The organism is Sorangium sp. So ce204 (assembly GCF_051526795.1).
GTDB classification, from domain to species: domain Bacteria; phylum Myxococcota_A; class Polyangia; order Polyangiales; family Polyangiaceae; genus Sorangium; species Sorangium cellulosum_B.
The window spans coordinates 3,777,501-3,799,612 of the sequence record NZ_CP150317.1 but is presented as its reverse complement, the minus strand read 5'-3'; the positions used below and the strand labels follow the sequence as shown (position 1 = coordinate 3,799,612).

The following is a 22,112-nucleotide window of genomic DNA, read 5'->3' as shown; positions in this document are numbered from 1 at the left end:
GGTTCTCCTGCACGATGGGGAGCGCACGGCGACAAGTCCACCGTCGCGCTCGTCGCCCTCGTCGCGAGCGTCGCGGTGGGGTGCTTCGGCTGAAGGTGGGGTCTTTCAAACGGCCAAGTCGCCGTGCGACGCCAAGAAAACCACAAAATCTTGGCGTCTCATGGCGACTTGGCGGTTCCATCCTTACACGACGGTGAGGGAATCCCCCCACCGCCGCCGCGACCCCGACCCTCGTCGCCTCAGACGCGGAGCACGGCGCTGCCCCACGTGAGGCCGCCGCCGAGCGCGCACAGCAGCACGTGATTTCCGGGCAGGATCCGGCCATCGCGGAGCGCCTCGTCGAGCGCCATGGCCACCGAGCCCGCGCAGGTCCCGGCCGCGCTGGCGCCGTCGACCGCGCCGAGGACGCGCTCGGGCGAGCACCCGAGGCGATCGGCGAGGAGGGCGACGAGGTGCGGGTCGGCGTGGTGCGGGATCACCCAGTCGACGTCCGCGGGCGCAAGCCCGGCGGCCGCGACCGCCGAGAGGGCGTGGGCCCCGAGGTGCTCCTCCGCGGCCTGCCGCAGCTCGGGCTGCTTCACGCGCAGGTAGTGCCGCCGGTCGGCGAGCCGCTCCACGGTGAGCGGCTCCGCGGATCCCCCGCCGGGCACCTGGAGCACATCGGCCCTCTTCCCGTCGGCGCGCAAGCCGACGCTCAGGATCCCCCGACCGTCGTCGGTCGCCGGCCCGATCACCACCGCGCCGGCGCCGTCGCCGAACAGCTGGGCCGCGGCCCTGTCCCGCGGATCCAGGCGGCGGGAGAGCAGGTCCGCGCCGATGACGAGCACGTGCTTCATGGTCCCCGCCGTCACGAACTGGTTCGCCACCGACAGCCCGTAGAGGAAGCCCGTCAGCGACGCGGAGAGGTCGAACGACGGGATGTGCTCGGCGCCGAGCTTCTGCTGCACGTACACCGCGGTCGCCGGCATCGGCGCGTCGCCGCTCGAGGTGGCGAGGATGATCATCTCGAGATCGCGCGGCCCGACGCCGGCCGCCTCGAGGGCCGCCTTCGCCGCCCGCGCCGCCAGGTCGCTCGTCCGCTCGCCGGGCGCGACGCGGCGCCGCTCGTCGCTCGCGCCAGGGTCGCCCGCCGCGCCGTCCGCCGGCGGCGCGCCCGCCTGCGCCTCGCTCGTCGGGACGGCGAGCGGCAGGGAGCGGCCCGTGCCGAGGATGCGCGCGCGTGGATTTCTGGCATCGAACGTCATCGCGGCCGCAGCCTACATCAAGGGCTGCTCGTTGGAACGGGCGATCGTGCCCTGCCGCTCGGTCCACGGAATGCTTGAGTCGCGGGCGCGCTCCGGTACATAAAGCGCCTCGATGGCTACGAGCTCCGAAGACAGAGACCGCCCCGACACGGACGAAGCGCCTCCCGGCGAAACCGACGCGCAGGACACCCGCAGCGAGGAGGACGGCGAGGGCCGCGCCGACGCCGCCGCGCCGGCCAGAGCCTCGCGTCCTGCAAAGCAGGCTGGCGCAGCGCGGCGCCCGGCCGGCAAGAAGCCCGGCGCGCGGCCTCGCGCCGCCGCCCAACCGCAGGGCGGCTCGCTCGGCAAGAGCATGATCCTGTTCCTCATCATCATCGGCGGCCTCGCCGCGGCCTTCGCCTATTTCGGGCGTGAGCCTGCGGCCGGCACGGCCGGCCCCAAGTGGAAACCCGGGGACAAGTCCCAGGTCGAGGTCACCCTCGTGTCCACCGACATCAAGGATCTCGCCTGCTGGTCGGCCGACGAGATCAGCGGCCGGCACTGCGCGTTCGAGTCGCCCACCAAGGGTTGGTCCAAGGGGGACGCGGACGACAAAAAGCTGCTCCGTCCTTACACGACCACGGACCGCGTCCAGTTCCTCGCCGCCGGCCTCTGGAGCGAGCCCGCGCTCACCTCGGGCAAGCTGCCGTCCGCACGGTTCGCGGTGAAGTGCACCTACACCGTCGAAGGCAGGATGAAGCGGCCCGGCATCCGTTGGTCCAGCGAGGGCGCATGGCTCGACAGGACCGATGATTGGTACACGGGGCTCCTGTCGGACTGCAAGCTCATCACCCCCTGATGTCGCAGGCGCCGCGGCGTTCATCGTCCTGACGCGCGGGAAGCGGCGTACGACGCAGCGCATTCAGCCGGCGCTGCGCCGCGTGCCATGCCCCCCTCGTGTGGCCGCGCCCCTCCGTGGTAGTGTGATTTTCGGCTTGGAGGTGCTCATGCCCTGTCATCGGGTGATCGCGTTGCTGTCGTGGGCCGCATTGTTCGCTGTCGCTGGATGTGAAGCTGACCCGGGCACCGTGGACCTTTGGCCGACCTATGTCACCACATCGAGCTCCTCCAGCGGGGGCACGGGCGGGGAAGGCGGAGCGACCTCCACCGTCGCGACGACGAGCTCGGGGGGCGAGGGCGGCATGGGCGGCGAGGGCGGCACGATGTGCACGTGTGAGACCGGGCTCTCGTGCTGCGGATCGGAGTGCGTCGATCTGACCGGCGATCCGCGCAATTGCGGGTCGTGCGGCACGACCTGCACCGAGGCTCAGGTCTGCATCCAGGGCGAGTGCGCGGATGCGTGCGCCCCCGGCTTCGGCTGCGAAGAAGGCCTCTGCTGCGGCGTGCGATGCTGCAACGCCGGCGAGATCTGCTGCGACTACGGCGACAGCGCCGGCGCGCCCGACCTTCACTGTCAGGCGACGGTGAACGGCACCTGCCCCCTCGCCTGCAGCGGCTGCGAGAACTGACGGACGTCGATAGCGGCGCGCGGCGCGCGGCGCAGCAGGCGGCGCCGCGCGCCGGCGCATTGCTCGCGCCGCGCCTCGTGAGCACGGCAGGCAGCGCGTCGCGCGCAGCGCGCCTCGCTCGCGCGCCGCGCACGCCGGCTCACGCCTTCTCGAAGATCTTGCCCGGGTACTTTCGCTCGAAGTGCCCAACCACGCCCCGGCCGATCGCCTCGATCGTGAGCCCTGCGATGCCCATCTTGATGGCCGGCCCGATCAGGGGGACGAAGCCGACCGCCCGGGTGGCCAGGAATTTCAGGCCTTGCCCGAGGATCGCGAAGCTCCCGCCGGCGGCGGTCGTCACCACGGATCCCATGTTCTCGCCGTAGATCTCGCCGACCATCGCCATCATGTGCGTCTCGATCGCGACGAGCCCGGTGGAGGTCGAGATCGGGAGCGGAAGCGCGGCGAACGCCGCCCCGCCGATCGCGTAGCGGTGAACCCAGCGGAGAGCTTCATCCCTGCACGTCGTCATGTCCCGAGGTTGCCGCAAGTCGCGCCGTCCGTCCATCGAGCACCGCGCTGACGGAGCGCGCGCGTCGGAGGCCCGGTCACGCCCGGGCCTTCTGTGCGCTGCCTTCCCGCGCCGCGGGAACCGCGCGTGCATGGCCCTCGCTCGGCTCGACCTCCGCGATCGCGCCGGAGGGAGGCGCCCGAGGCAAAGCGACCCCGCGAGGGGATGTTGGACCGTCGGAACCCGTGGCGATCCGGGCTCCAGGGAGGTTGCCCATGACAGCTCGACGCGCGCTCTTCAGCCTGCCCCTGCTCTGCGCCTGCGCCGCCTTCGCGGCGTGCGGCGCGGAGCCGCGCCCCGCCTCGCCCGGAGCGGAGCCGCCGACCGGCCCAGCGCCTGCGGACGCGCCCGACGCCGAGCGCGTCCCTCTGTTCGAGGACATCGGCGCTCTCCATCACCCCGTGACGACGTCATCGCAGCTCGCGCAACGTTATTTCGATCAGGGGTTGCGGCTCGTCTACGCGTTCAACCACGACGAGGCGAGGAAGGCATTCCGGGAGGCCGCCCGCCTCGATCCGGGCCTCGCCATGGCCCGCTGGGGCATCGCGCTCACGCTCGGCCCCAACATCAACCAGCCGGCCGACGCGGCGCGGGAGCGGGCCGCCCTCGAGGCCGTGGAGGAGGCGCGCGCGCTCGCCGCGTCCGCCAGCGAGCGCGAGCGCGCGTACATCGACGCGCTGGCCGAGCGCCACGCTTCCACGTCGGGCCGCGCGCCGGGCCGCGACCGCGCGGACCTCGACCGCGCCTACGCGAGCGCGATGCGCGAGCTCGCCCGTCGCTTCCCCGACGACCTCGACGCGGGTGTCCTCTTCGCCGAGGCGCTCATGGATCTGCGCCCGTGGGATCTCTGGACGCAGGACGGCCGGCCGCAGCCCGAGACCGAGGAGATCGTCTCCACGCTGGAGGGCGTCCTCCGGCGAGACCCCGAGCACCTCGGCGCGAATCACTACTACATCCACGCGGTCGAGGCGTCGCGCGCGCCGGAGCGGGCGTTGCCGAGCGCCGAGCGGCTCGGCGGTCTGGCCCCAGGCGCTGGGCACCTCGTGCACATGCCGTCGCACATCTTCCTGCGCGTCGGTCGCTACGCCGACGCCTCTGACGCGAACGAGCAGGCGGTGCTGGCCGATCGCCGGTACATCCGCGAGCGGCGCCCGGAGGGCATCTATCCGATGATGTACTTCCCGCACAACCTCCATTTCCTCTCGGTCTCGGCGAGCATGGAGGGGCGCAGCGCCGTCGCCGTGCGCGCCGCGCGAGAGCTGGCCGCGGCGGTGCCCGACCACAACGTCCGACACATGCCGATGCTCGAGATGTTCCGCCCTGCGCTGCTGTTCGCGCTGGTCCGGTTCGGACGGTGGGACGACGTCCTCGCGGAGCCGGCGCCGCCGCCCGGGCTGCGGTACACGGCGGGGATATGGCGCTATGCGCGCGGCCGCGCGCTCGCCGCGACGGGGCGCCATGACGATGCCGCGCGCGAGGCGGCGGTGCTCCGGGCGATGGCGTCCGAGAGCCGGGAGGACGCGACGATCGGCAGGAACCGCGCGAAGGATCTGCTCGAGATCGCCTCGCTCGTGCTCGAGGGCCAGATCGCGTCCGAGCGCGGCGACACCGGCGCCGCTGCTCGCATGCTCGAGGACGCCGCGCGCATCGAGGACGAGCTGCGCTATTTCGAGCCGCCGGACTGGCCCGAGCCGGTCCGCCACACGCTCGGCGCGGTGCTCCTCACGGCGGGCCGCGCGCGCGACGCGGAGGCGACTTACCGGGAGGACCTGCTCCACCACCCGCAGAACGGCTGGTCGCTGTGCGGGCTCGAGCGCAGCCTCCGCGCACAGGGCAAGGAAGAGGAGGCGGACGCCGCACACGCGCGCTTCAAGCGCGCCTGGGCGCGAGCCGACGTGCGGCTGTCCGGGTCACGCCCGTGAATGTCCGGTCTCGAGCGGCTGGAGGCGGCGAGAGAGGCGCGCATTGCCGGCGTGCGCACCGGAGCATCTGCTAGGTTGGTGGGGTGTTGCGCGCGAAGCTTGGACACTCGGCGCCCTGGTGTCTTTTTTCTCTCGCTTCCAGCCTGTGCGCGGTCTCGCTCTTCGGCTGCGAGAGCACCAACCTGCCGCCGTATACGCACCTCCCGGGGGAAGGCGCCGGCGGCTCGGGGTGTGCGCCGGGGCAGATCAGCGGCGCCAGCGGATGTGCACAGGTGGGCATTCGGGGCTGCGCCGACGCCTTCGTCGACGAGGACGGCTTCTGTCGTCCCGCGCTCGCGAAGTGCTCGCCCGGGACGATCCCGAAGCACGACGAGGGCTGCATGGACGTCGGGATCCCCGGCTGTGCGGCGGAGTTCGTGGAGGGCGGTGCCTGCCATCCCACCATGGCCAGGTGCCCGGAGGGGACATTCGCGGTCCCGCAGAAGGGCTGTGTTTCCATCGACGGCCCGGACGGCTGCGGCTCGGCGCCGTGGGGCGAGATCGTCGAGGCGCCCGGCGATCTCCACGTCGATCCTGGCTACGAGGGCGGAGACGGCGACGGGTCGCGGGAGAGGCCGTTCACGACGCTGGCGGAGGCGCTGGCGGGCGTTCAGGCGGACGGGCGCGTGGTGCTGGCCGAGGGCGAGTACGACGAGCCGATCGAGATAACGAAGCCCATCGAGATCGTCGGGCGGTGCGCCTCGCGGGTGGTGCTCCGGGGCGAGAAGAGCGATCCCGACGGCAACGTCAGCGCGATCTGGATCCACGACGTCGACCACGCCGGCGTGCGCGGCGTGAGCCTGCTCAGCCCGTCGATCGGGGTGTTGATCCAGTCAGCGGCGGTCTCGGTGCGCGACATCCGGGTGACGGGCGAGAGCGGCAAGGGGCTCGTGGTCGCGCTCCCTGGCGCGAGCCTCGATCTGTCGCGCAGCCTCGTCCAGTCGTCGTGGGCGGACGATGGAACGGGCGAGGGCTGGATCAGCGTGCTCGTCGTCTCCGGGGCCGAGGCGCGGCTCACCGAGAACGCGCTGGTCGGCGGCACCATCAACCTGCGGATCAGCTCCGAGGCGGCGGAGGTGGTCGCGGAGGGCAACCTGCTGGAGGCCGCGGCGCTGCCGTCGGCGACGAGCGACGGCGTCGGCGTGCACCTCGAGGACGGCGCGCTCCGGCTCGACGCGAACGCGCTCGTCCACCATCACCTGGGCGCGCTTGTGACGGGCGCCGGCGCGGAGCTCGTGGCGGCGCGCAACCTCATCGCCGCCCCGGCGGACCCGGCGCCCGAGGCCGGCGGCCTGGCCGTGGAGCAGGGCGCGCGCGCGTCGCTCGCCTCCAGCGTGCTGTCAGGGGCGTGCGACGCGCTGCTCGCCGTCGCGGGCGCCGGCACGGAGGTCGAGGCATCTGGCAACCTCTTCGATGGCGCGGCCGCCTCGGAGAGCGGTCACCTCGGATTCGCCGTCGAGCAGCGCGGCGGAGCGCTCTCGCTGTCGTCGAGCCTCGTGCGCCAGGCCGGCGACGCCGGGCTGTTCGTCTCGGGCGGGACGCTCTCGGCGAGCGGCGTGGTCATCGAGGGCACGCGCGCGAGCCCGCTGCACCGGGATCGCGCCGCCGGCGTGCTCGTGCAGGGTGGCCGCGCCGCGCTTGCGTCGACGTATGTCCTGGAGCCCCACGTCGCGGGCGTGTCCGCGTCCCGGGGCGCGATCCTCGAGATCGCGGACAGCCTCATCGAGCGCTCGCTGCCGGAGGAGCGCGACGGCACGGGCGGCGTCGGCGTGCTGAGCGCCGGGGCGGCGCAGGTCCTCGTCCAGAGGTCGGCCGTGCTGGAGAGCCGCGTGGCGGGCCTGCTGCTGGCCTCGCCGAGCACGGTGGAGGACACGGTCATCCTCGGGGTCGAGGGCGGCACGTTCTCGGCTCTGAGCGCCGGTGGGCAGACGGAATCGGTGCCGGACCTGGGCGACGGCCTCGTGGTCCTGGGCTCGACGGCGCAGGTGAGCTCGGTGCAGGTGCAGCGCTGCGCGCGCGCCGGTTTGCTGTTCAGCGACAGCGGCGGCGCGCTCGCGAGCTCGGAGTCCGCCGGCAACCGGTTTGGCCTCGTCGTGCAGGGCGCGCAGGCGCCGTCGGTGTCGGAGGACAACAGCTTCGAGGGCAACCGGGAGAGCGATCAGCTCGCCGAAGGCGCGCTCCCCGTCCCGAGCAGCGCCACGCCCGCCCCGTGACGATCGCTCGCCGAACGGTCTACCGTGTGTGTTGCGGACGCCTCCTGTCCGAGCGGGCGCGCGTTCGGAGCGGCGCGTCGGCATTCGCGCTGGCGCAGAATCTCTCACACGCACTGCAGCGCGCGTTCCCCTCATCGCGCTCTTTTCGCCCAAGACGCGGCTCGTATAGAGTCCTCGTTCGATCATGAAATTCACGTGCTTACTCAGGGGTACCATCACCGTGGTTGCTCTCTCGACGTTCGCGGCCCAGCTGGGCTGCGGCGGCGCCGCGCCCACGTCCGTGGCGCCGGTGATGGTCGACGCCGAGCCTGTCGAGACGTCGAGCCCGAAGATGAGCTCGGGTTCCGAGATCGGCGGCATGAACGAGGAGAAGGTGCAAGCGGCGTTCGAGCGCGTGTCGCCTCGGCTCTCGCGCTGCTACCAGAAAGGCGTCCAGCGGATCCCCTATCTCGGGGGCGAGATCCGCTTCAAGGTCCGGGTGACCGAGGAGGGCACGGCGCGCTGGGCGTTCGTGAAGGACTCGAACCTGGGCGATCGCGAGACCGAGGCGTGCATGCTGAGCGTCCTGAAGGCGACGAGGTGGCCGAAGCCGGTCGGCGGAGAGGGCCTGGCGGAGAACAGCTTCACCTTCGAGCCGAGCAGCGACGAGCGCCTGCCCGTGCCCTGGACGCCCGACCAGCTCGGGACGCCGTACAAGAAGGCGAGGCCGGCGCTCGCGTCGTGCCGGAGCCAGGCGGGCGCCAGCCAGCTCAAGGCCACGCTCTACATCGACACCGACGGCAAGCCGCTCAGCGTGGGCGTGTCCAGCGACGACGAACGGGGCGAGGAGGCGGCCGAGTGTGTCGCCGGCGCGCTGCGCGAGATCACCTTCCCCTCTCCTGGCAGCTATGCATCGAAGGTGAGCGTCGACATCGATTGACGTGACGCCGCGCACCGCCCGCAGCGATCGCCCGCACGCCGAGCTGGCCGCTGGAGGAGGTGTCCGACGGGCGTGCCGCCGCGCGCTGCGTCCCGCCCTGTCCGACGCGGCGAGGGTCGCGGGGCTCGTCCATTGGCCGCGAAATCGACCGCCCTTGCTGGCAGCGCGCGCCGCGGGACTGCGCTACGCTCTCGTCGTGGGCAAGGTCCTCCGGCAGATCCTGGTGCTCTTGTGGAAGGTGGCTCGCCTCGTCCTGTGGAAGTGGCTCAAGCCGCGCCTCATGAGGTTCGCGATGATCACGGCGGCGCTCGTCGGGGTCATCCTGCTCGTTGTGGCCGTGCTCGGCAGGCTTTAGCGGCGAGCGCGGCTCCCCGGCTGGCAGCCGCGGGCGGCGCGGCTGTCGTTCGCTTGTCCCCGGTCGCATCCGGCAACTAGTCTCTCCCGCTTGCATGGCTAGCTCACCGCCTTCCTTCCTCCTCGCGGCCCTGACGTGCGCGATCGCGTCGGGGGGCGCCGCTGCTTGCTCCGAAGAGAGCCCCGCCGAGGGGGCGCCTGCGTCGCTCGAGGCGGACGCCCTGCGGATGCCCCCCGAGGCGGACGCGCCACGCGTGTCCTCGGGAGCGGCCGCGCCGCGCGCCGCGGTCGTCGAGGCCGCGCACGTCACGAAGGCGCCGGCCCCGGCCCAGGCGGAGGCCGACGCGCCGCCCGCGGCGAGCGCGGCGGCAACGACGCCGCCCGCCAGCGCGGCGGCAACGACGCCGCCCGCCAGCGCGGCGGCGGAGGGCGCGCGCATCTACTCCAAGGCGCGCTTTGCGTGGATCAACCCTGGCCCTTACCCGACGCGGGGCTGGAGCGGCTACCTGGGGCTCGGCGGCTCCGTCGCGCTGCGCGGCGGCAGCGTCGAGGCCGCGCGGACGCCGGGCGAAGGGTGCGACGCGTGGTACGCCATCGAGCCGCGGGGCTACGTCTGCGCTGGCGCCGGCGCCGCGGTCGACCCGAACGACCCGGTCGTGGCCGCGCTGCGGCCGCACGCGCCCAGGGTCGACTCCCCGTGGCCCTATGACTACGCGGAGTCGACCGGCGCGCCGCGCTACCCGCACCTCCCGAGCGCGAAGGAGCAGCGGCGCTCCGAGTGGGACCTCGAGGAGCACCTCGCGAACATCGCGAAGGTGCGCGCCGCCGAGGGCGCCGGCGAGGAAGCCATCCGCGCGATCGACGAGGCCCTCGTGGGAGTCGACCTGAAGCCCGCGGGGGTCGCCGCCCCGGCGCTGTTTCCTTTCGGCGGCCTCGTGCGCGAGGGGCGCGACCGGATCGTGAACGGCTCGACTGTGGCGTTCACCCGCGCGTTCGACGCGCAGGATCGGACCTGGGTGGTGACCTCGGACCAGGCGTACATGCCGAAGGATCGCCTGAAGCCCTACCCGCGCTCGAGCTTCCAGGGCGTCTGGCTGAAGGACGGGCGTTCGCTCCCGCTCGCGTTCTTCCGCAAGACCGATCGGCCGAAGTACCAGCGGGGCGCCGGCGGCCGCTTCGAGCCGACCGGCGCGTCGTTCGCGCGGCTCGCCTCGGTCGGGCTCACCGGTCGCGCCGAGGTCGAGGACGGCGAGCGGCTCCTCGAGACGCAGGAGCCGGGGGTCTACGTGCGCGCGGACGACGCCGTCGTGATCGAGGCGGCGAAGCGCTCGCCGCTCGAGGGCGACGGCGATCCGTCGTCGCCGCGCAAGTGGATCGAGGTGAGCGTGCTCGGCGGCTGGTTCGTCGCCTACGAAGAGCTCACCCCGGTCTTCGCGACGCTCATCTCACCGGGGCGCGGCGGCGTCCCGAGGCAGGGCATCCCCGCCATCGAGACCGCGGCGACGCCGACCGGGCGCTTCCGCATCGACGGGAAGTTCGTGACGGCGATGATGGTCTCGAGCACGAACGACAAGATCGTCCACTCCGAGGTGCAGTTCGTGCAGAACTTCAGCGGACCTCACGCGCTGCACGGCGCGTACTGGCACGACGCCTGGGGCGAGCCGAAGAGCGGCGGCTGCGTCAACCTCTCCCCCATCGACGCGAAGCAGATGTTCGCCTGGACCGACCCGCCGGTGCCGGAGGGGTGGCACGGCCTGCGGGCCTCCCGCGACGCCGGCCGCTCCACGGTGGTCCTCATTCACCGCTGATCGCGCGCGCGATCCGGCCCACGAGCCGCGGCGCGGCTTCCGCGAACACGTCCGGATCGAGCAGCAGGCCGACCACGAGGAAGCCGTCGCGCGGCATGTCGAAGAAGTAGCCGGGGTGGACGATGATCCCCTCGTCGCGCACGAGGAGCTCGACCCAGCCGTCCTCGTCGTGCACGCGCGGGACCTCCAGCGTCGCGTACCAACCGCCGTCGATCGGGAGCCGCCGGACCGCGCCCCCGGCGCGCGCGGCGATCGCCGCGTCGAGCACCGCCAGGTTGGCCTGCACGCGCGACAGGATCGCGCGCTGGACGGGCGCCCGCGAGGCGAGGATCTCCGGCAGCGCGAGCTGCACCGGGGTGCCGACCGAGAGGTAGGTGTCCGCGATGACCTCGAGCCGCTCCAGCGCCGCCGCGGCGAGCTCCGGCGGCCCCGAGACCGCGATCCAGCCGAGCTTGAGCTGCGGCAGCGCCATCACCTTGGAGAGCCCGCTCAGCACGAAGGTCAGCGCCTGCCGCGCGCCGGCGAAGCTCGGCAAGCGGTCCGGGGCGAGGTCTCCGTGGGCGTAATCCCCGAAGACCTCGTCGACGATCAGCGCGAGCCCGCGCTCCCTGGCGCACGCCTCGAGCGCGGCGGCGTCGTCGCGGCGCACGAAGGAGCCGGTCGGGTTGTTCGGATGGACGAGCACCACCGCGCGCGTCCGCTCGCCGGCCGCGCGCTCGAGCGCGCCGAGGTCGATGCGCCATCCTTCCTCCCTGAGGAGCGGGTAGGGCGTGAGCGCGACGTCCTCGAGGCAGGCCAGGTACTCGAGCAGCGGGTACGACGGCACGGGGACGAGCACGTCGTCGCCGCGCTCCGCGAGCAGCTTGAGCAGCCAGCCGTACGCTTCGCTGGTGCTGGCCGTCAGCACGACGCGCGACGGATCCACGTCGAGCCCGCGCTCCTGGTAGTAGCGCGACACCGCGGCGCGCGCCTCGGGATCGCCGAGCGGCAGCGGCGCGTACCGCTCGCCGCGCGGCTCGCCGAGCGGCGCGATGAGGTGAGCCGCGTCGACGATCCCGCAGCGCGTCGGGTTCGACTCGGTGAAGTCGACGAGCGCGCGCCCCGCCCCGCGCGCCTCGGCGAGCACGGACGCGAGGCTGTTGCCCGAGAGATCCCAGCCTGTGCGCGCCGCGAACCGCAGCGGCCGGGGCGCGCGCGCGTGTCCCGCGTCCGCCTCTGCCGCGGGAGGTCGATCCAGGATCACCCGTTTCTCCATGCGTCCGTGCTCCATCGCCGTCGTGCTCTCCCCCGCCCCGCCGGTCGGCCACCGTGACACGGACGGCGCCGGACGGCAGCCGCGCGTGCAATCCGGGCGACGCAAGGGCGCGCGGGCCGCGGGGGTGCTCAGCCGCGGCGCCGCCGGCGCGCCGCCGACGCCGCCACGAGGAGGCTCGCGAGGCCCCAGGCGGCGCGGCTCGACGGCGGCAACCCGTCCGGGCGAGCCGCGGTCCACGTGCACGCGCCGCTGGTCGCCTCGAGCTCTCCGTTCGCCATCCAGACGTCGCTCCCCACCGGGAGCTCGCGCGCGCCGAGCGAGGCGCCGTCGTAGAGCACGTCGACGGCCAGCGTCGCCCCTCCGGAGCCGCGCGGGGCGGCGACCGCGAACTGCCACAGCCCGCGGCGCACCTCCCTGAGCGGCGTGTGCATCACCCCGCCGCGGACGGCGACCGTGAGCTTCCCCTCGACGCCCCTCACCGGGGCGCCGTCAGGGCGCCGCAGCTCGATCGTCCCCCAGACCGGCCACGACGGGTCGGGCCTCGCGTAGGTGCTCGACAGGACGTACCAGCTCTTGTCGAGCGCCGGCTCGTTGCCGCCGGTCTCGGCGGCCTCGAGCGCGAGGCGCGCGCCTTCGAGATCGAGCACGCCGGGACCGAGCTGCGCGTCGAGCGGCACCGCGCCCCTCGGGTACCGCGCGCCTGCCTGGAGCGCCTCCGTCACCTCCGCCTGGGTCAGGTTCGGGTTGACCTGGAAGAGGAGCGCGATCGCCCCTGCGACCTGCGGCGCCGCCATGGACGACCCTGACGCGATCGCGTGGTGGTCGTCGACGACGAAGCAAGGCTCGTCGCCGGGGCACCCGGGCGTATCGAACAGCCCTCCGGGATCGTCGCGCGGGTCGACGCCGCTGGCCATGGCGGCCGCGACCAGGCCGCCGGGCGCGCTGATCTCCGGCTTGGCCACGCCGAACGGCGTGGGGCCAGCCGCGCTGAAGTAGCAGGCGCTGTCCTCTTCGATGTCCACGCCGTCGAGGCTCGTGAGGCGCACGCTCGTGGAGCTCCCCTGCGGCTGCCAGCGGACGCGGTTGATGGTGCACCCCACGGCGAGCAGCCCAGGGTGGCTCGCGGGCACGTTGATCGTCCCTTGCTTGATGGCGCGCGGGAACAGGAGCCCGAGATCGTGCGACGGCGAGACGTCGCCGAGCCCCGTCACCCAGAGCTGCGCGTCCCCTCGGCCTCGCAGGCGGATCGCGAACTCGCCCGCCTTCCACGCCCCGCTGAAGGCCACGACGGCGCTGTTCGTCGCCGCGGTGATGGGCGACTTGCCGTTCGCGAGCCGGTTGATGACCGCGCCGGTCGTCTCGCCGTCGTCGCCGGTGTAGCCGGCGTCGTCTCCGGGCTCGACCAGGCCGATCCACGCCTCGCCGCCCGGCCCGTCGAGGCCGACCGACACCTCGTCCCCGGGCCGGAAGGTGATCCAGACGTATCCTTCGCCGCGCTCGGCGCTCGGCGTGCGGATGGGCACGCGCGTCTCGGCGTGCGCCGACACGTGGGCCTCGGTGTGGATCCCGAGCGGCCCTTCGCCGTCGATCTCGTACGTCGCGCCGCTGTTGCCTGCGGCGACGACGATCGCCCGCCCCGGATGAGCGCTGCCGACCATCGCGGCGAGCCCCGCCTCGAGCGGGCTCGTCCCGTCGTGGGGCCCGAAATCGCTCCCGACGCTCAGGTTGACGACCGCCGGCATGTTCAGCTCCTCGGCGCGGTCGAAGATGAACTGCACCGCCTTGAGGATGTCCGGATCGTCGAAGCCCTCGCCGGGCCGCGCGGGCGCGGCGATGATCAGCGTCGCGGCGGGCGCCACGCCGACGTACCGCGGCCGCTCCGAGACCATCGGCCCGCCGTTGCCCGCGGCGATGGAGGCCACGTGCGTGCCGTGCCCCGCGATGTCGCGGAGGATGCCGGGCTTGCTCTGCGCGAGCATGGCGTCGATGTCGGCGCCGGAGAAGATCGCGCACGCCGACTGGTCCGGATCATCGCACCCGTAGGTGTGCTCGAGCGCCGCGTGCAGCCCCTTCGGGCTTCCGGCCTGCAGCATCCATCGGATCCGTGTCTTGCCGTCCTTGTCTCGAAAATCGGGGTGGGTCACGTCGAGGCCGGTATCGACGACGCCGACGACCACCCCCTCGCCGTCCGCGCCGGTCGCCTTCCTGTACGGCTCGACGCGGATCCACCCCTTGGAGCGATCCAGCAGGGGCTGCCGCGGCGGTCCTGTGAGCAGCCTGAGCTCCGGGTGCGCGGCGGAGAAGGCGCCGACGTCGCCGGGCGCGAGCCGGATGGCCCCGAAGCCCGGCGCGACCGGGAGCAGCCCGAGCGCTCGCGCGTCGGCGCCGGCGGGCAGCGGCACCATCACGGGGACGCGCCCGCGCGGATCGGCGAGCGGGTGCCGACCCAGGCGCGAGCCGAGCAGGCGCGCCACCGCCTGGGCCGGGACGTCGGCGCGCGCCTCACCCGCCGCGAGGGCGAGGCCGAGCAGCGCGATGGAAAGCGGAGACCTGCGGGCGAGCACGCCGCGAGTCTACACCACGTCCGCGCGCGGCCGAGGTCACGAAGGGCGCTGCCCTCGCCGCGCGCGCTCCGGAGCGCGCCGCGCCCCGCTCACACGGGCGGCACGAGGTGCTTCTTTCGCGGCCTCTCCTCGACCTTGCCGGCGTACCGCTCGAAGCGGCGCGCCACCTCGCGGCGGAGGTTCGCCGTCGGGACGATCGCGTCGATCACGAGCTCGCTCGCGAGCTTCTCCAGATCGACGTCGGCCCGGTACTCGTCGCGCAGCTTCTGGACGAGCGCCTCGCGCTCGGGCCCCGCCGGGATCGCCTGGATCTTGTTGAAGTAGACGGCGTTCACCGCGGCGCTCGGCCCCATCACGGCGATCGAGGCCGAGGGCAGGGCGATGCACTCGTCGGGCGCGAACGCCGGCCCGCACATCGCGTAGAGCCCGGCTCCGTACGCCTTGCGCACGACGACGGACAGCTTCGGCACGCTCGCCTCGCTCACCGCGGCGATCATCTTCGCCCCGGCCCGGATGATCCCCTGCCTCTCGACGACGGTCCCGATCATGAAGCCGGGCACGTCGGCGAGGTAGAGGAGCGGGATGTTGAACGCGTCGCACAGCCAGATGAACCGCGCCGCCTTGTCGGCCGAGTCCACGAACAGCACGCCGCCCTTGTATTTCGGCTGGTTCGCGACGATGCCGACCGCGCGCCCCTCCACGCGCGCGAGCCCGGTGACGATCTCTCGGGCGTAGAGCTTCTTGATCTCGACGAAGCTGCCCTCGTCGATGACCGCGTCGATCACGGCCATGATGTCGAACGGCTTGTTCTCGTCGGCGGGGATCACGTCCTCGAGCGGCCGCTGCCCTGGCTTCTCCGGCCTCGGCGCGACGCGGGGCGCGGCCTCGGCGGAGCTCTGCGGCATCAGCGCGAGGTAGCGCTTCGCGAAGGCGATCGCCTCCTCCTCGGTCTTCACCAGGACGTCGCCGCACCCGGAGACCGAGCAGTGCATGCGCGCTCCGCCGAGCTCTTCGAGCGTGACCTTCTCGCCGATCACCATCTCCGCCATGCGCGGGGAGCCCAGGTACATGCTCGCGTTGCTCTCGACCATGCACACCACGTCGCAGAACGCCGGGATGTAGGCGCCCCCCGCCGCCGACGGGCCGAACAGCAGGCAGATCTGCGGGACGAGGCCGCTCAGCTCGACCTGGTTGTAGAAGATCCGGCCCGCGCCGCGCCGCCCGGGGAACATCTCGATCTGGTCGGTGATGCGCGCCCCCGCGGAGTCGACGAGGTAGAGCAGCGGGCACCGGAGGCGCCGCGCGGTCTCCTGCACGCGCAGGATCTTCTCGACGGTGCGGCGCCCCCACGAGCCGGCCTTCACCGTCGAGTCGTTCGCCATCACGCACACGGGGCGCCCGCCCACCGTCCCGGTGCCCGTGATGACGCCGTCGGCCGGCAGCTCGGGATCCAGCGCGTTGGCGAGCGCCGCGTCCTCGATGAAGCTGCCTTCATCGACGAGCAGCGCGACGCGTTGCCGCGCGAACAGCTTGCCCTGCTCCGCGTTCTTGTCGTGGTACTTCTGCGCGCCTCCCTTCTCGATGCGCGCCGTGAGATCCCGCAGCTTCTGATCGAGCGACATGGCGCGACCCATAGCCCTAAGCGCGCCGGGCGACCACCTCCCGCGCCGCCGATTCGAGCTCCCGCGCGGTCCGGGCGACGAGCACCTTCGTCGCCGCGGCGGCGTAGCGCGGCATCGCGCTGTCCCCCGTCCCCCAGGCGCCCGGCCCCTCGGGGCACAGCCACAGGAGCGCCCGCGCCCGGTCACGGAGCCTCCTCACGATCTCCGCCTCGTCCGCGAAGTAGTTCGTGCGCCCGTCGCCCAGGATCACCAGGGTCACCCGCCGGTCCACGTCACGCCCGTGTCGCTCCTCGAAGGCCAGCAGGGCGCGCCCGTAATTCGAGTTGTGCGCCCGGTTCACCACCTCGCCGCGCTGGATCCGCTCGAGCGCCGAGCTCGCCGGCAACGCCTCGAAGAGCTCGGTCGTCTCGGCGAGCTCGCTCACGAAGACGAACGATCGCGTCCGGTCGAAGAGCTCCTGCGCCGCGCAGACGAACTCGAGCATGAACCGCGCGGCGACGCGGACCGAGTCCGACACGTCGCACAGGATCATCAGGCGCGGCTTGTCGCGCCGCCGCGCTCGACGCGCCGGCTGGAACGGCACGCCGCCCGTCTGGAGGCTGCGCCGCAGCGTCCGGTGGGGATCGATCCTCCCGCGCCGCGCGCGGCGCCTCCGGAGCCGCTCCGCGCCCCGGAGCCGCACGGACAGCTCCTTCACGGCGCGGCGCACCTCCTCCATCTCGCCCTCGCCGAGCGAGGCGAACGGCACATCCATGCGGCCCTGGGCAGCAGGCTCTTCGCCCTCGACGCGCCGGAGCGACAGCGTCACGTGCTCGCGCACGCGGCGCCGCATCCGCTCCAGCTCGGCGGCGAGCGCCTCCCCGAGGGCCCTCCCCCGCTCCTCGCCGAGCGCCTCCTCGAGCGCGCTCCGGATCCGCCGCAGCGCGCTGGCGACGGCCGGCACCCCGAGCTGATCCATCACCCGCTGCGCGAAGAACCCGACCTGGAGCGAGCTCGTCATCGGCGCGAGCACGCGCGCGATCCCGGCCGCCTGGAGCGCTCGGTCGAGCTCCCCCGCGGTCCCTGCGAGCGCCTGGAACGCGATCGCGTCGCCCGAGGCGCCGCTCCGCTCCGCCGCCGCGCTCAGCAGATCGCGCAGGGCGGAGAGCTCCCCATCCGAGAACCCTCGCTCCCGCAGGCGCCCCCACAGATCGCCGACGTGCGCGCCCGCGGGGGAGAAGAAGCGGTCGAAGCAGGCGCGGTACCGGCGGAGATCGGCGGCGCGCTCGACGACCACCGCGCCGATGGCGTCGCGCAGCGCCCCTCGGTCGCCGAACCCGACGAGGGCGCACGCGCGCGTGACGTCGATGGCCTGCGCCGTCGAGACGGCGAAGCCGTCGCGGCGCAGCGCCCAGAGGAATTCGTCGATGGAGAGCAGCATGGAGGGCGTACCGGTCAGCCGGCGCGGCCCCGCGGCGGCTACGGCGCCGGCGCGGGCTCCGCGAGCAGCGCCTTGAAGAGCTTCTCGACCTCGGCGTGCCGGGTCGGGTCGTACCCGACCACCACGTCCCGGATGACGCCCTTCTTGTCGATCACGAACATCGTGGGGAGCGCCTTGACGCCGTAGGCCGCGGAGGTCGACTCCGACGCGTCCGCCGCGACCGCGTAGCGCATCGAGAGGGCCTGCGCTGTCTTCGTCGCGACGCTCACGTCGTCGGTCGTCACGCCCACGACCCGCAGCCCCTGCGCGGCGTACGCCGCGTGCCACGCCGAGAGCTGCGGGGCCATCAAGCGGCACGGCGCGCACCAGGTCGCCCAGAAATCGAGCAGCACCACGTTTCCGCGCAGGGTCCCGATGTTCGCCGGGACGGTCCCTCCGACCGTGGTGAGCGACCTCCAGGCTGGGGCGAACGTGCCGATCTTGTCGAGGCGAAGGATCTGATCGTGCCCGGGGAACGGCACCAGCGTCGGCGCGACGTCTCGCTCTCGTCCGCCGCGCCGGATCCGGAGGTTCACCACGTTTCCAGGCCCCGCGAGCGCGACACGCGCGACGAGCTGCTTTGGCTCGTCGATCTGGACGCCATCCGCCGCGATGACCTGATCGCCGTCCACGATGCCCGCCTTGGCCGCCGGCGAGCTGGTGACGACGTGCTTCGCGACCACCCCCCCGGCCGGCCCTGGCTCCAGCTCCACGCCGAGCCAGGCGCGGCGGGACGCCGCCTCGGCGGCTGCGTGCGGGGCGCCCCCCAGCAGCGCGGCGCCCGACAGCGACACCAGCGTGGCGGCCGAGAGGGCGCGCCATGCGCGGCCTCGCCAGGAAGAGGCCAGGTACATCCGGGCAGTGTAGCATCTCGGCCGGTGCGGTCCCGAACCCGCCTCTCTGCGTGGTGCGCGCTCGCTGCGGCGTCGCTCGCCTCGATGACGCTCTCGACGGAGGCGCGGGTCCGCTCCGGGTGGGCCCCGCTGCCGCTCGGCTGTGCGCCGCCCCCGCCGTCCCCGTCCCCCGCTCACGTCGCGGAGACCACGGCGTGGATCGGGCGCGGCTCCAGCTCCATCCCCGAGGCGCGCGCGCCGGCCGCGGCGCCCGCTGCACCGCCGGCCGCGGCGCCCTCGGCGTGGGAGCTCGCCGGGCAGCTCGCGAGCTTCCAGCCTGTCACGGGTCGAGCTCGCTCCCAGCACTTCACCGGCGAGATGGAGGCGGAGGTGAGGATCAACGCGGCGGCTGCGCCCTACCCGCAGCTCGGTCCGGATCGCGTCCTCCCCTCTGGCGCCGCCGTTGTCGAGTTCCACTACCGGGCGGGCGCATCGGAGCCGGACACGCTCCTGGCCATGGTGAAGCGACCGTCTGGCTACGACCCCGACGGCGGCAACTGGGAGTACCTCGTCCTCACGCCCCAGGGCACCTCCACCCACCGCGGCGCTCTGCCCCTCTGCAAGCGCTGTCACGCCGACGCCCCGCACGACCACCTCTTCGGCGGCCCCCGATAGGCGCTCGCGTCGCCCTCGACAACGCAACGCGTCACGGCGTCCGTTGGCCGGGACGCTTGGTCCGCAAAGATTGCGAAGCACGGCATGGCACGCGACACCGCTGCCCGAGCACCTCGTCGGACACGGGATCCACGACAGCCGAAGAAGCCGAAGAAACCGCGGCGAAACGTGAGTATTCCGCTGGACGTACGCGCGCGAGGACGGCGCCGAGGAGGAGGCCGCGGGGTGGCACAGAGGCTGCTCCAGGCGGAATTGGCCGTGTTCTGCGCTGTGGGCTGCAGCGTGTCTCGGTCCTCCTCCCCTCGTAACGGGCCTCACTAGCTTGTGCTTGGTCGTTCAGCGGGCGCCATCCCGCCTCTCCATGGCGCCGCTGCTGCTTGGCTTACAGCTTCTTCCCGTTTCGTCAGCTTGGCCTGCTCATCTCGTGGTGCGCTTCTAGATCTTCGCTTGCCCTTCGAGAGCGTGTGAAAGCGCGCGGCCATTCCGTGACGGAGTCGCCGCGCGCCCTGTTTTTGTCCAGCGCTCGTTGCCCGCCGCCGGCCTCGTGTGCGTCGCCGGCATGACCCTTGGCAACGACCTCGGCCGCAAACGCCGTGCATCCGAGCAGACGCCCTCAGGCCTCGATCACTTTTCCTTTGACAGCTCGCTCGGGGGCGTATAAACGCCGGCACTCACTTCGCGCAACCGAGCGCGACGCGGGAGTGCGGTGGCGTAGCCACGTCTTGCACTCGTCTTCACCAGAGCGCCCATAGCTCAGCTGGATAGAGCATCGGCCTACGAAGCCGGGGGTCGGAAGTTCGAATCTTCCTGGGCGCGCCTGATCGGTCGTGTAAAAGGTCCTGAGCCTCTCATGGTTGTCATGGATGACGGAGCGGATTTGCTCCTCTCCCCTGTGGCACAGCCGGAGGAACCAGCGAGCGCCGACGCGCGGTGGATGCGCGAGGCGCTCGCGGAGGCCGAGGCTGCGGCAGGCGCCGGTGACGTCCCCGTGGGGGCGCTCGTCGTCGACGCGGCGGGGACGGTGCTGGCGCGCGGTCGAAACCGTCGCGAGATCGACCAGGATCCGACCGGTCACGCCGAGGTGGACGCGCTGCGGGCGGCGGCCAGGCGGCTTGGTCATTGGCGGCTCGAAGGGGCCACGGTCTACGCGACGCTGGAGCCGTGTCCCATGTGCGCCGGCGCGCTCGTCAATGCCAGGATTGCGCGGCTCGTCTACGGCTGCCCGGACCCGAAGGCGGGAGCGGTCGACACGCTCTACGCGATCGGGCGCGACAACCGGCTCAACCATCGCTTCGCGGTCACGTCGGGCGTGCTCGCGGACGAGTGCGCCGGCGTGCTCCGCGCGTTCTTCGCGAAGCTCCGGACCGCCGCGTCGAAGCGCTGACGGCCCGGCCCGCAGGTGCGGGCGTCAAGGCGCCGCCCAGGCGCCCCCCTCGTCCTCTCCCGATCTGTCCTCGCCGGCCTCACCGCCGTCCTCGGAGGGCTGACGGGGCGCCAGATGAGGCGCAGGGGAGCCTCGCACCACGACCTCCTGGAGCCCCTTCTCCAGCTCCTCGTCGGAGATCCGGCGGCGCCTGTGCGCGATCTGCATGAGCTTGCGCAGGTACCCGCTCCACGCAGGCGTCACCTCGCCGTTCGCCCCGAAGTGCTGCACGCTCGGGTTTGGCAGGATCGACGCGATGTACAGCGCCTGTCCGAGCGAGAGCTGCGCCGCCGACGCATTGAAGTAGTGCCGCGCGGCGGCGCCGATGCCGTAGACCAGCGGCCCGAACTCCACCGCGTTCAGGTAGAGCTCCATGATCTGCTCCTTGGTGAGCTCCTGCTCGAGGTACATGGTGAGCAAGGTTTCCTGGAGCTTGCGCGCCACGCTCTTGGTCCGCTCGAGGTAGAGGTTCTTGGCGAGCTGCATGCTGACGGTGCTCGCCCCCCGCACGAACCTCCTCTTCCGGAGGTTCTCGCGGATCGAGTTCTTGATGGCTTCCTCGTCGAACCCGTGGTGCCGGTGGAAGGCGCCGTCCTCCGTGGTCAGCACGGCGACCTCCATGAAGCGGGAGATGTCCTCGTAGGGGACCCAGTCGGCGGTCCCTGGCCCGGACTCGATGTCGACGCGCTTGCCCCCGGGCCCGTAAACCAGGCGCCGGAACGCGCGCTTGAAGCGATCGACGCTGAGCTCCGGCGGCATCTCCGTCACGCGGCAGGTGTTCGATACGCCCCAGTCAAGCAAGAAATTCCGGTCGAGGTTCGCGGTATCGAACCGGAGCTTCCCTTCGATCCCGAACGAGCCGGCGAGCCTCATTCCGTGGAGCTTCGCCACGATCCCTTTGGGCACCGAATCCAGCATCGACTGGCAAGCCGTGAGGGGCACCTCGAAGGTGCCGCGGACCCGGTGTGAGTTCCCGGCCTGCTCGTACTCGCCGCGCGCGATCAGCCTCAGCGCACCGAGGTCGACCTCGGCGTCCTCGGCGACGAGCTTGGACCCGTCGAGCTTGCCGTTCGCCTTCGCTCGCCATGCCAGGTCGAGGCCTGCGATGGGCTCGTCTGCCAGGGCCGCGCTCCGCAGGGAGAGATTTCTCAGCCTTCCTTCGCCGTCGACGCCGAGCGTCTGGCCGTCGGCCGAGAGGACGACCCGCGCGCGGCTGACGATCGACGTCCGCGCCACATCGAACAGGCCCATGTCCCCTTCATGGATGCCGAGGGTGGAGAGCCAGATGGGTCCGCCCTGCACGTCGGCGACGATCTCCTGCGGGGTCTCCTTCGCGTCGCTGAGCGGCACGCGAAGGCGAAAGGTGAGCGCTTGCTGGGCGTCGGCGTCGGCGCCGGCGGCCGCGATCGCGGCCTCTCCAGGCGAGAGCTCCACCACGAGCGAGCCTGCCTCGCGCCGCACGGCGAGGTGCCCCGGTCCCAGGTTGAGGTGATCGGCGTCGCGCCGGAGGCGCGCGGTGACGCCTGCGACGTTGACCTTGGCGTCCTTACCGAGCGCCAGATCGATGCCCTGCGCCGCCCGCAGGAGGGCATCTCGAACCGCAGCCCCTCGATTCCGCCCCGCATCGGCCCCGTCGCTGCGCTCGGCCGCCCTCGTCAGCTGTGCCGGATGGGTGCGCCCGCTCTGCTCAGGCACGACCCGAGGTTCAGGGGTCCCCTCCGGGA

At 72.7% G+C, this 22,112-nt stretch carries 17 protein-coding genes and 1 tRNA gene (1 of these 18 only partly in view); 10 read left to right on the top strand and 8 right to left on the bottom strand.

Features of this window, described 5'->3' with window-relative positions:
- Window positions 1-239 precede the first annotated feature (239 nt).
- Window positions 240-1,244 (bottom strand): 3-oxoacyl-ACP synthase III family protein, encoded by a 1,005-nt coding sequence (locus WMF22_RS14330; RefSeq protein ID WP_438036081.1) that lies wholly within the window; start codon window positions 1,242-1,244, stop codon window positions 240-242.
- A 112-nt stretch (window positions 1,245-1,356) separates the two neighbouring features.
- Between WMF22_RS14330 and WMF22_RS14325 the strand changes: the two genes are divergently transcribed.
- Together WMF22_RS14325 and WMF22_RS14320 are read left to right on the top strand one after the other, a co-directional pair.
- Window positions 1,357-2,082 (top strand): hypothetical protein, encoded by a 726-nt coding sequence (locus WMF22_RS14325; RefSeq protein ID WP_437299636.1) that lies wholly within the window; start codon window positions 1,357-1,359, stop codon window positions 2,080-2,082.
- Window positions 2,083-2,230: 148 nt separating this feature from the next.
- On the top strand, window positions 2,231-2,752 hold the full coding sequence (locus WMF22_RS14320) for a hypothetical protein (protein ID WP_438036080.1): 522 nt from the start codon (window positions 2,231-2,233) through the stop codon (window positions 2,750-2,752).
- 139 nt (window positions 2,753-2,891) lie between these two features.
- On the opposite strand, the gene WMF22_RS14315 is transcribed toward WMF22_RS14320, so the two are convergent.
- Complete coding sequence (locus WMF22_RS14315) at window positions 2,892-3,263, bottom strand: hypothetical protein (protein WP_157906655.1); 372 nt, start codon at window positions 3,261-3,263, stop codon at window positions 2,892-2,894.
- A gap of 254 nt (window positions 3,264-3,517) precedes the next feature.
- Here WMF22_RS14315 and WMF22_RS14310 point away from each other — a divergent pair, with 254 nt between their 5' ends.
- From WMF22_RS14310 to WMF22_RS14290, 5 genes are all read left to right on the top strand, one after another.
- The gene (locus WMF22_RS14310) at window positions 3,518-5,224 is read left to right on the top strand and encodes a hypothetical protein (RefSeq protein ID WP_438036079.1); all 1,707 of its coding nucleotides are present in this window, start codon (window positions 3,518-3,520) and stop codon (window positions 5,222-5,224) included.
- An 83-nt stretch (window positions 5,225-5,307) separates the two neighbouring features.
- Window positions 5,308-7,476 (top strand): DUF1565 domain-containing protein, encoded by a 2,169-nt coding sequence (locus tag WMF22_RS14305; protein ID WP_438036078.1) that lies wholly within the window; start codon window positions 5,308-5,310, stop codon window positions 7,474-7,476.
- 220 nt (window positions 7,477-7,696) lie between these two features.
- A complete protein-coding gene (locus WMF22_RS14300; RefSeq protein WP_438036077.1) occupies window positions 7,697-8,395 on the top strand; it encodes an AgmX/PglI C-terminal domain-containing protein in 699 nt (232 codons plus the stop codon).
- A 196-nt stretch (window positions 8,396-8,591) separates the two neighbouring features.
- On the top strand, window positions 8,592-8,750 hold the full coding sequence (locus tag WMF22_RS14295; RefSeq protein ID WP_157906653.1) for a hypothetical protein: 159 nt from the start codon (window positions 8,592-8,594) through the stop codon (window positions 8,748-8,750).
- Window positions 8,751-8,844: 94 nt separating this feature from the next.
- The gene (locus WMF22_RS14290; RefSeq protein WP_437299631.1) at window positions 8,845-10,557 is read left to right on the top strand and encodes a L,D-transpeptidase; all 1,713 of its coding nucleotides are present in this window, start codon (window positions 8,845-8,847) and stop codon (window positions 10,555-10,557) included.
- On the opposite strand, the gene WMF22_RS14285 is transcribed toward WMF22_RS14290, so the two are convergent.
- The 5 genes from WMF22_RS14285 to WMF22_RS14265 form a co-directional block, all read right to left on the bottom strand.
- The gene (locus WMF22_RS14285; RefSeq protein ID WP_437299630.1) at window positions 10,544-11,812 is read right to left on the bottom strand and encodes a pyridoxal phosphate-dependent aminotransferase; all 1,269 of its coding nucleotides are present in this window, start codon (window positions 11,810-11,812) and stop codon (window positions 10,544-10,546) included. The two genes, WMF22_RS14290 and WMF22_RS14285, sit on opposite strands and share 14 nt — an antisense overlap.
- A 128-nt stretch (window positions 11,813-11,940) precedes the next feature.
- Window positions 11,941-14,376, bottom strand: a complete 2,436-nt coding sequence (locus WMF22_RS14280) for a S8 family serine peptidase (protein WP_438036076.1) — start codon at window positions 14,374-14,376, stop codon at window positions 11,941-11,943.
- A gap of 89 nt (window positions 14,377-14,465) precedes the next feature.
- Window positions 14,466-15,998, bottom strand: coding sequence for an acyl-CoA carboxylase subunit beta (locus WMF22_RS14275; protein ID WP_438036075.1), 1,533 nt, complete (start codon window positions 15,996-15,998; stop codon window positions 14,466-14,468).
- A 16-nt stretch (window positions 15,999-16,014) separates the two neighbouring features.
- Window positions 16,015-17,418, bottom strand: a complete 1,404-nt coding sequence (locus tag WMF22_RS14270) for a VWA domain-containing protein (RefSeq protein WP_437299627.1) — start codon at window positions 17,416-17,418, stop codon at window positions 16,015-16,017.
- Window positions 17,419-17,456: 38 nt separating this feature from the next.
- Entirely contained in the window at window positions 17,457-18,311 is an 855-nt protein-coding gene (locus WMF22_RS14265) for a redoxin domain-containing protein (protein WP_437299626.1), read from the bottom strand.
- 24 nt (window positions 18,312-18,335) lie between these two features.
- On the opposite strand from WMF22_RS14265, the gene WMF22_RS14260 reads away from it, so the two are divergent.
- The 3 genes from WMF22_RS14260 (at window position 18,336) to tadA (ending at window position 20,349) form a co-directional block, all read left to right on the top strand.
- The gene (locus WMF22_RS14260) at window positions 18,336-18,965 is read left to right on the top strand and encodes a hypothetical protein (RefSeq protein WP_438036074.1); all 630 of its coding nucleotides are present in this window, start codon (window positions 18,336-18,338) and stop codon (window positions 18,963-18,965) included.
- A gap of 742 nt (window positions 18,966-19,707) precedes the next feature.
- Window positions 19,708-19,781, top strand: a tRNA-Arg gene (locus tag WMF22_RS14255).
- Between the two features lie 43 nt (window positions 19,782-19,824).
- Window positions 19,825-20,349 (top strand): tRNA adenosine(34) deaminase TadA, encoded by a 525-nt coding sequence (tadA, locus tag WMF22_RS14250; RefSeq protein WP_438036073.1) that lies wholly within the window; start codon window positions 19,825-19,827, stop codon window positions 20,347-20,349.
- Window positions 20,350-20,373: 24 nt separating this feature from the next.
- Here the strand turns inward: tadA and WMF22_RS14245 are convergent, their stop codons facing one another.
- Window positions 20,374-22,112, bottom strand: partial view of a transglycosylase domain-containing protein gene (locus WMF22_RS14245; protein WP_438036072.1) — the 3' portion only. Its footprint extends 556 nt past the window's final position; only the last 1,739 of its 2,295 coding nucleotides appear in the window; its start codon lies beyond the right edge, outside the window; it ends in the stop codon at window positions 20,374-20,376.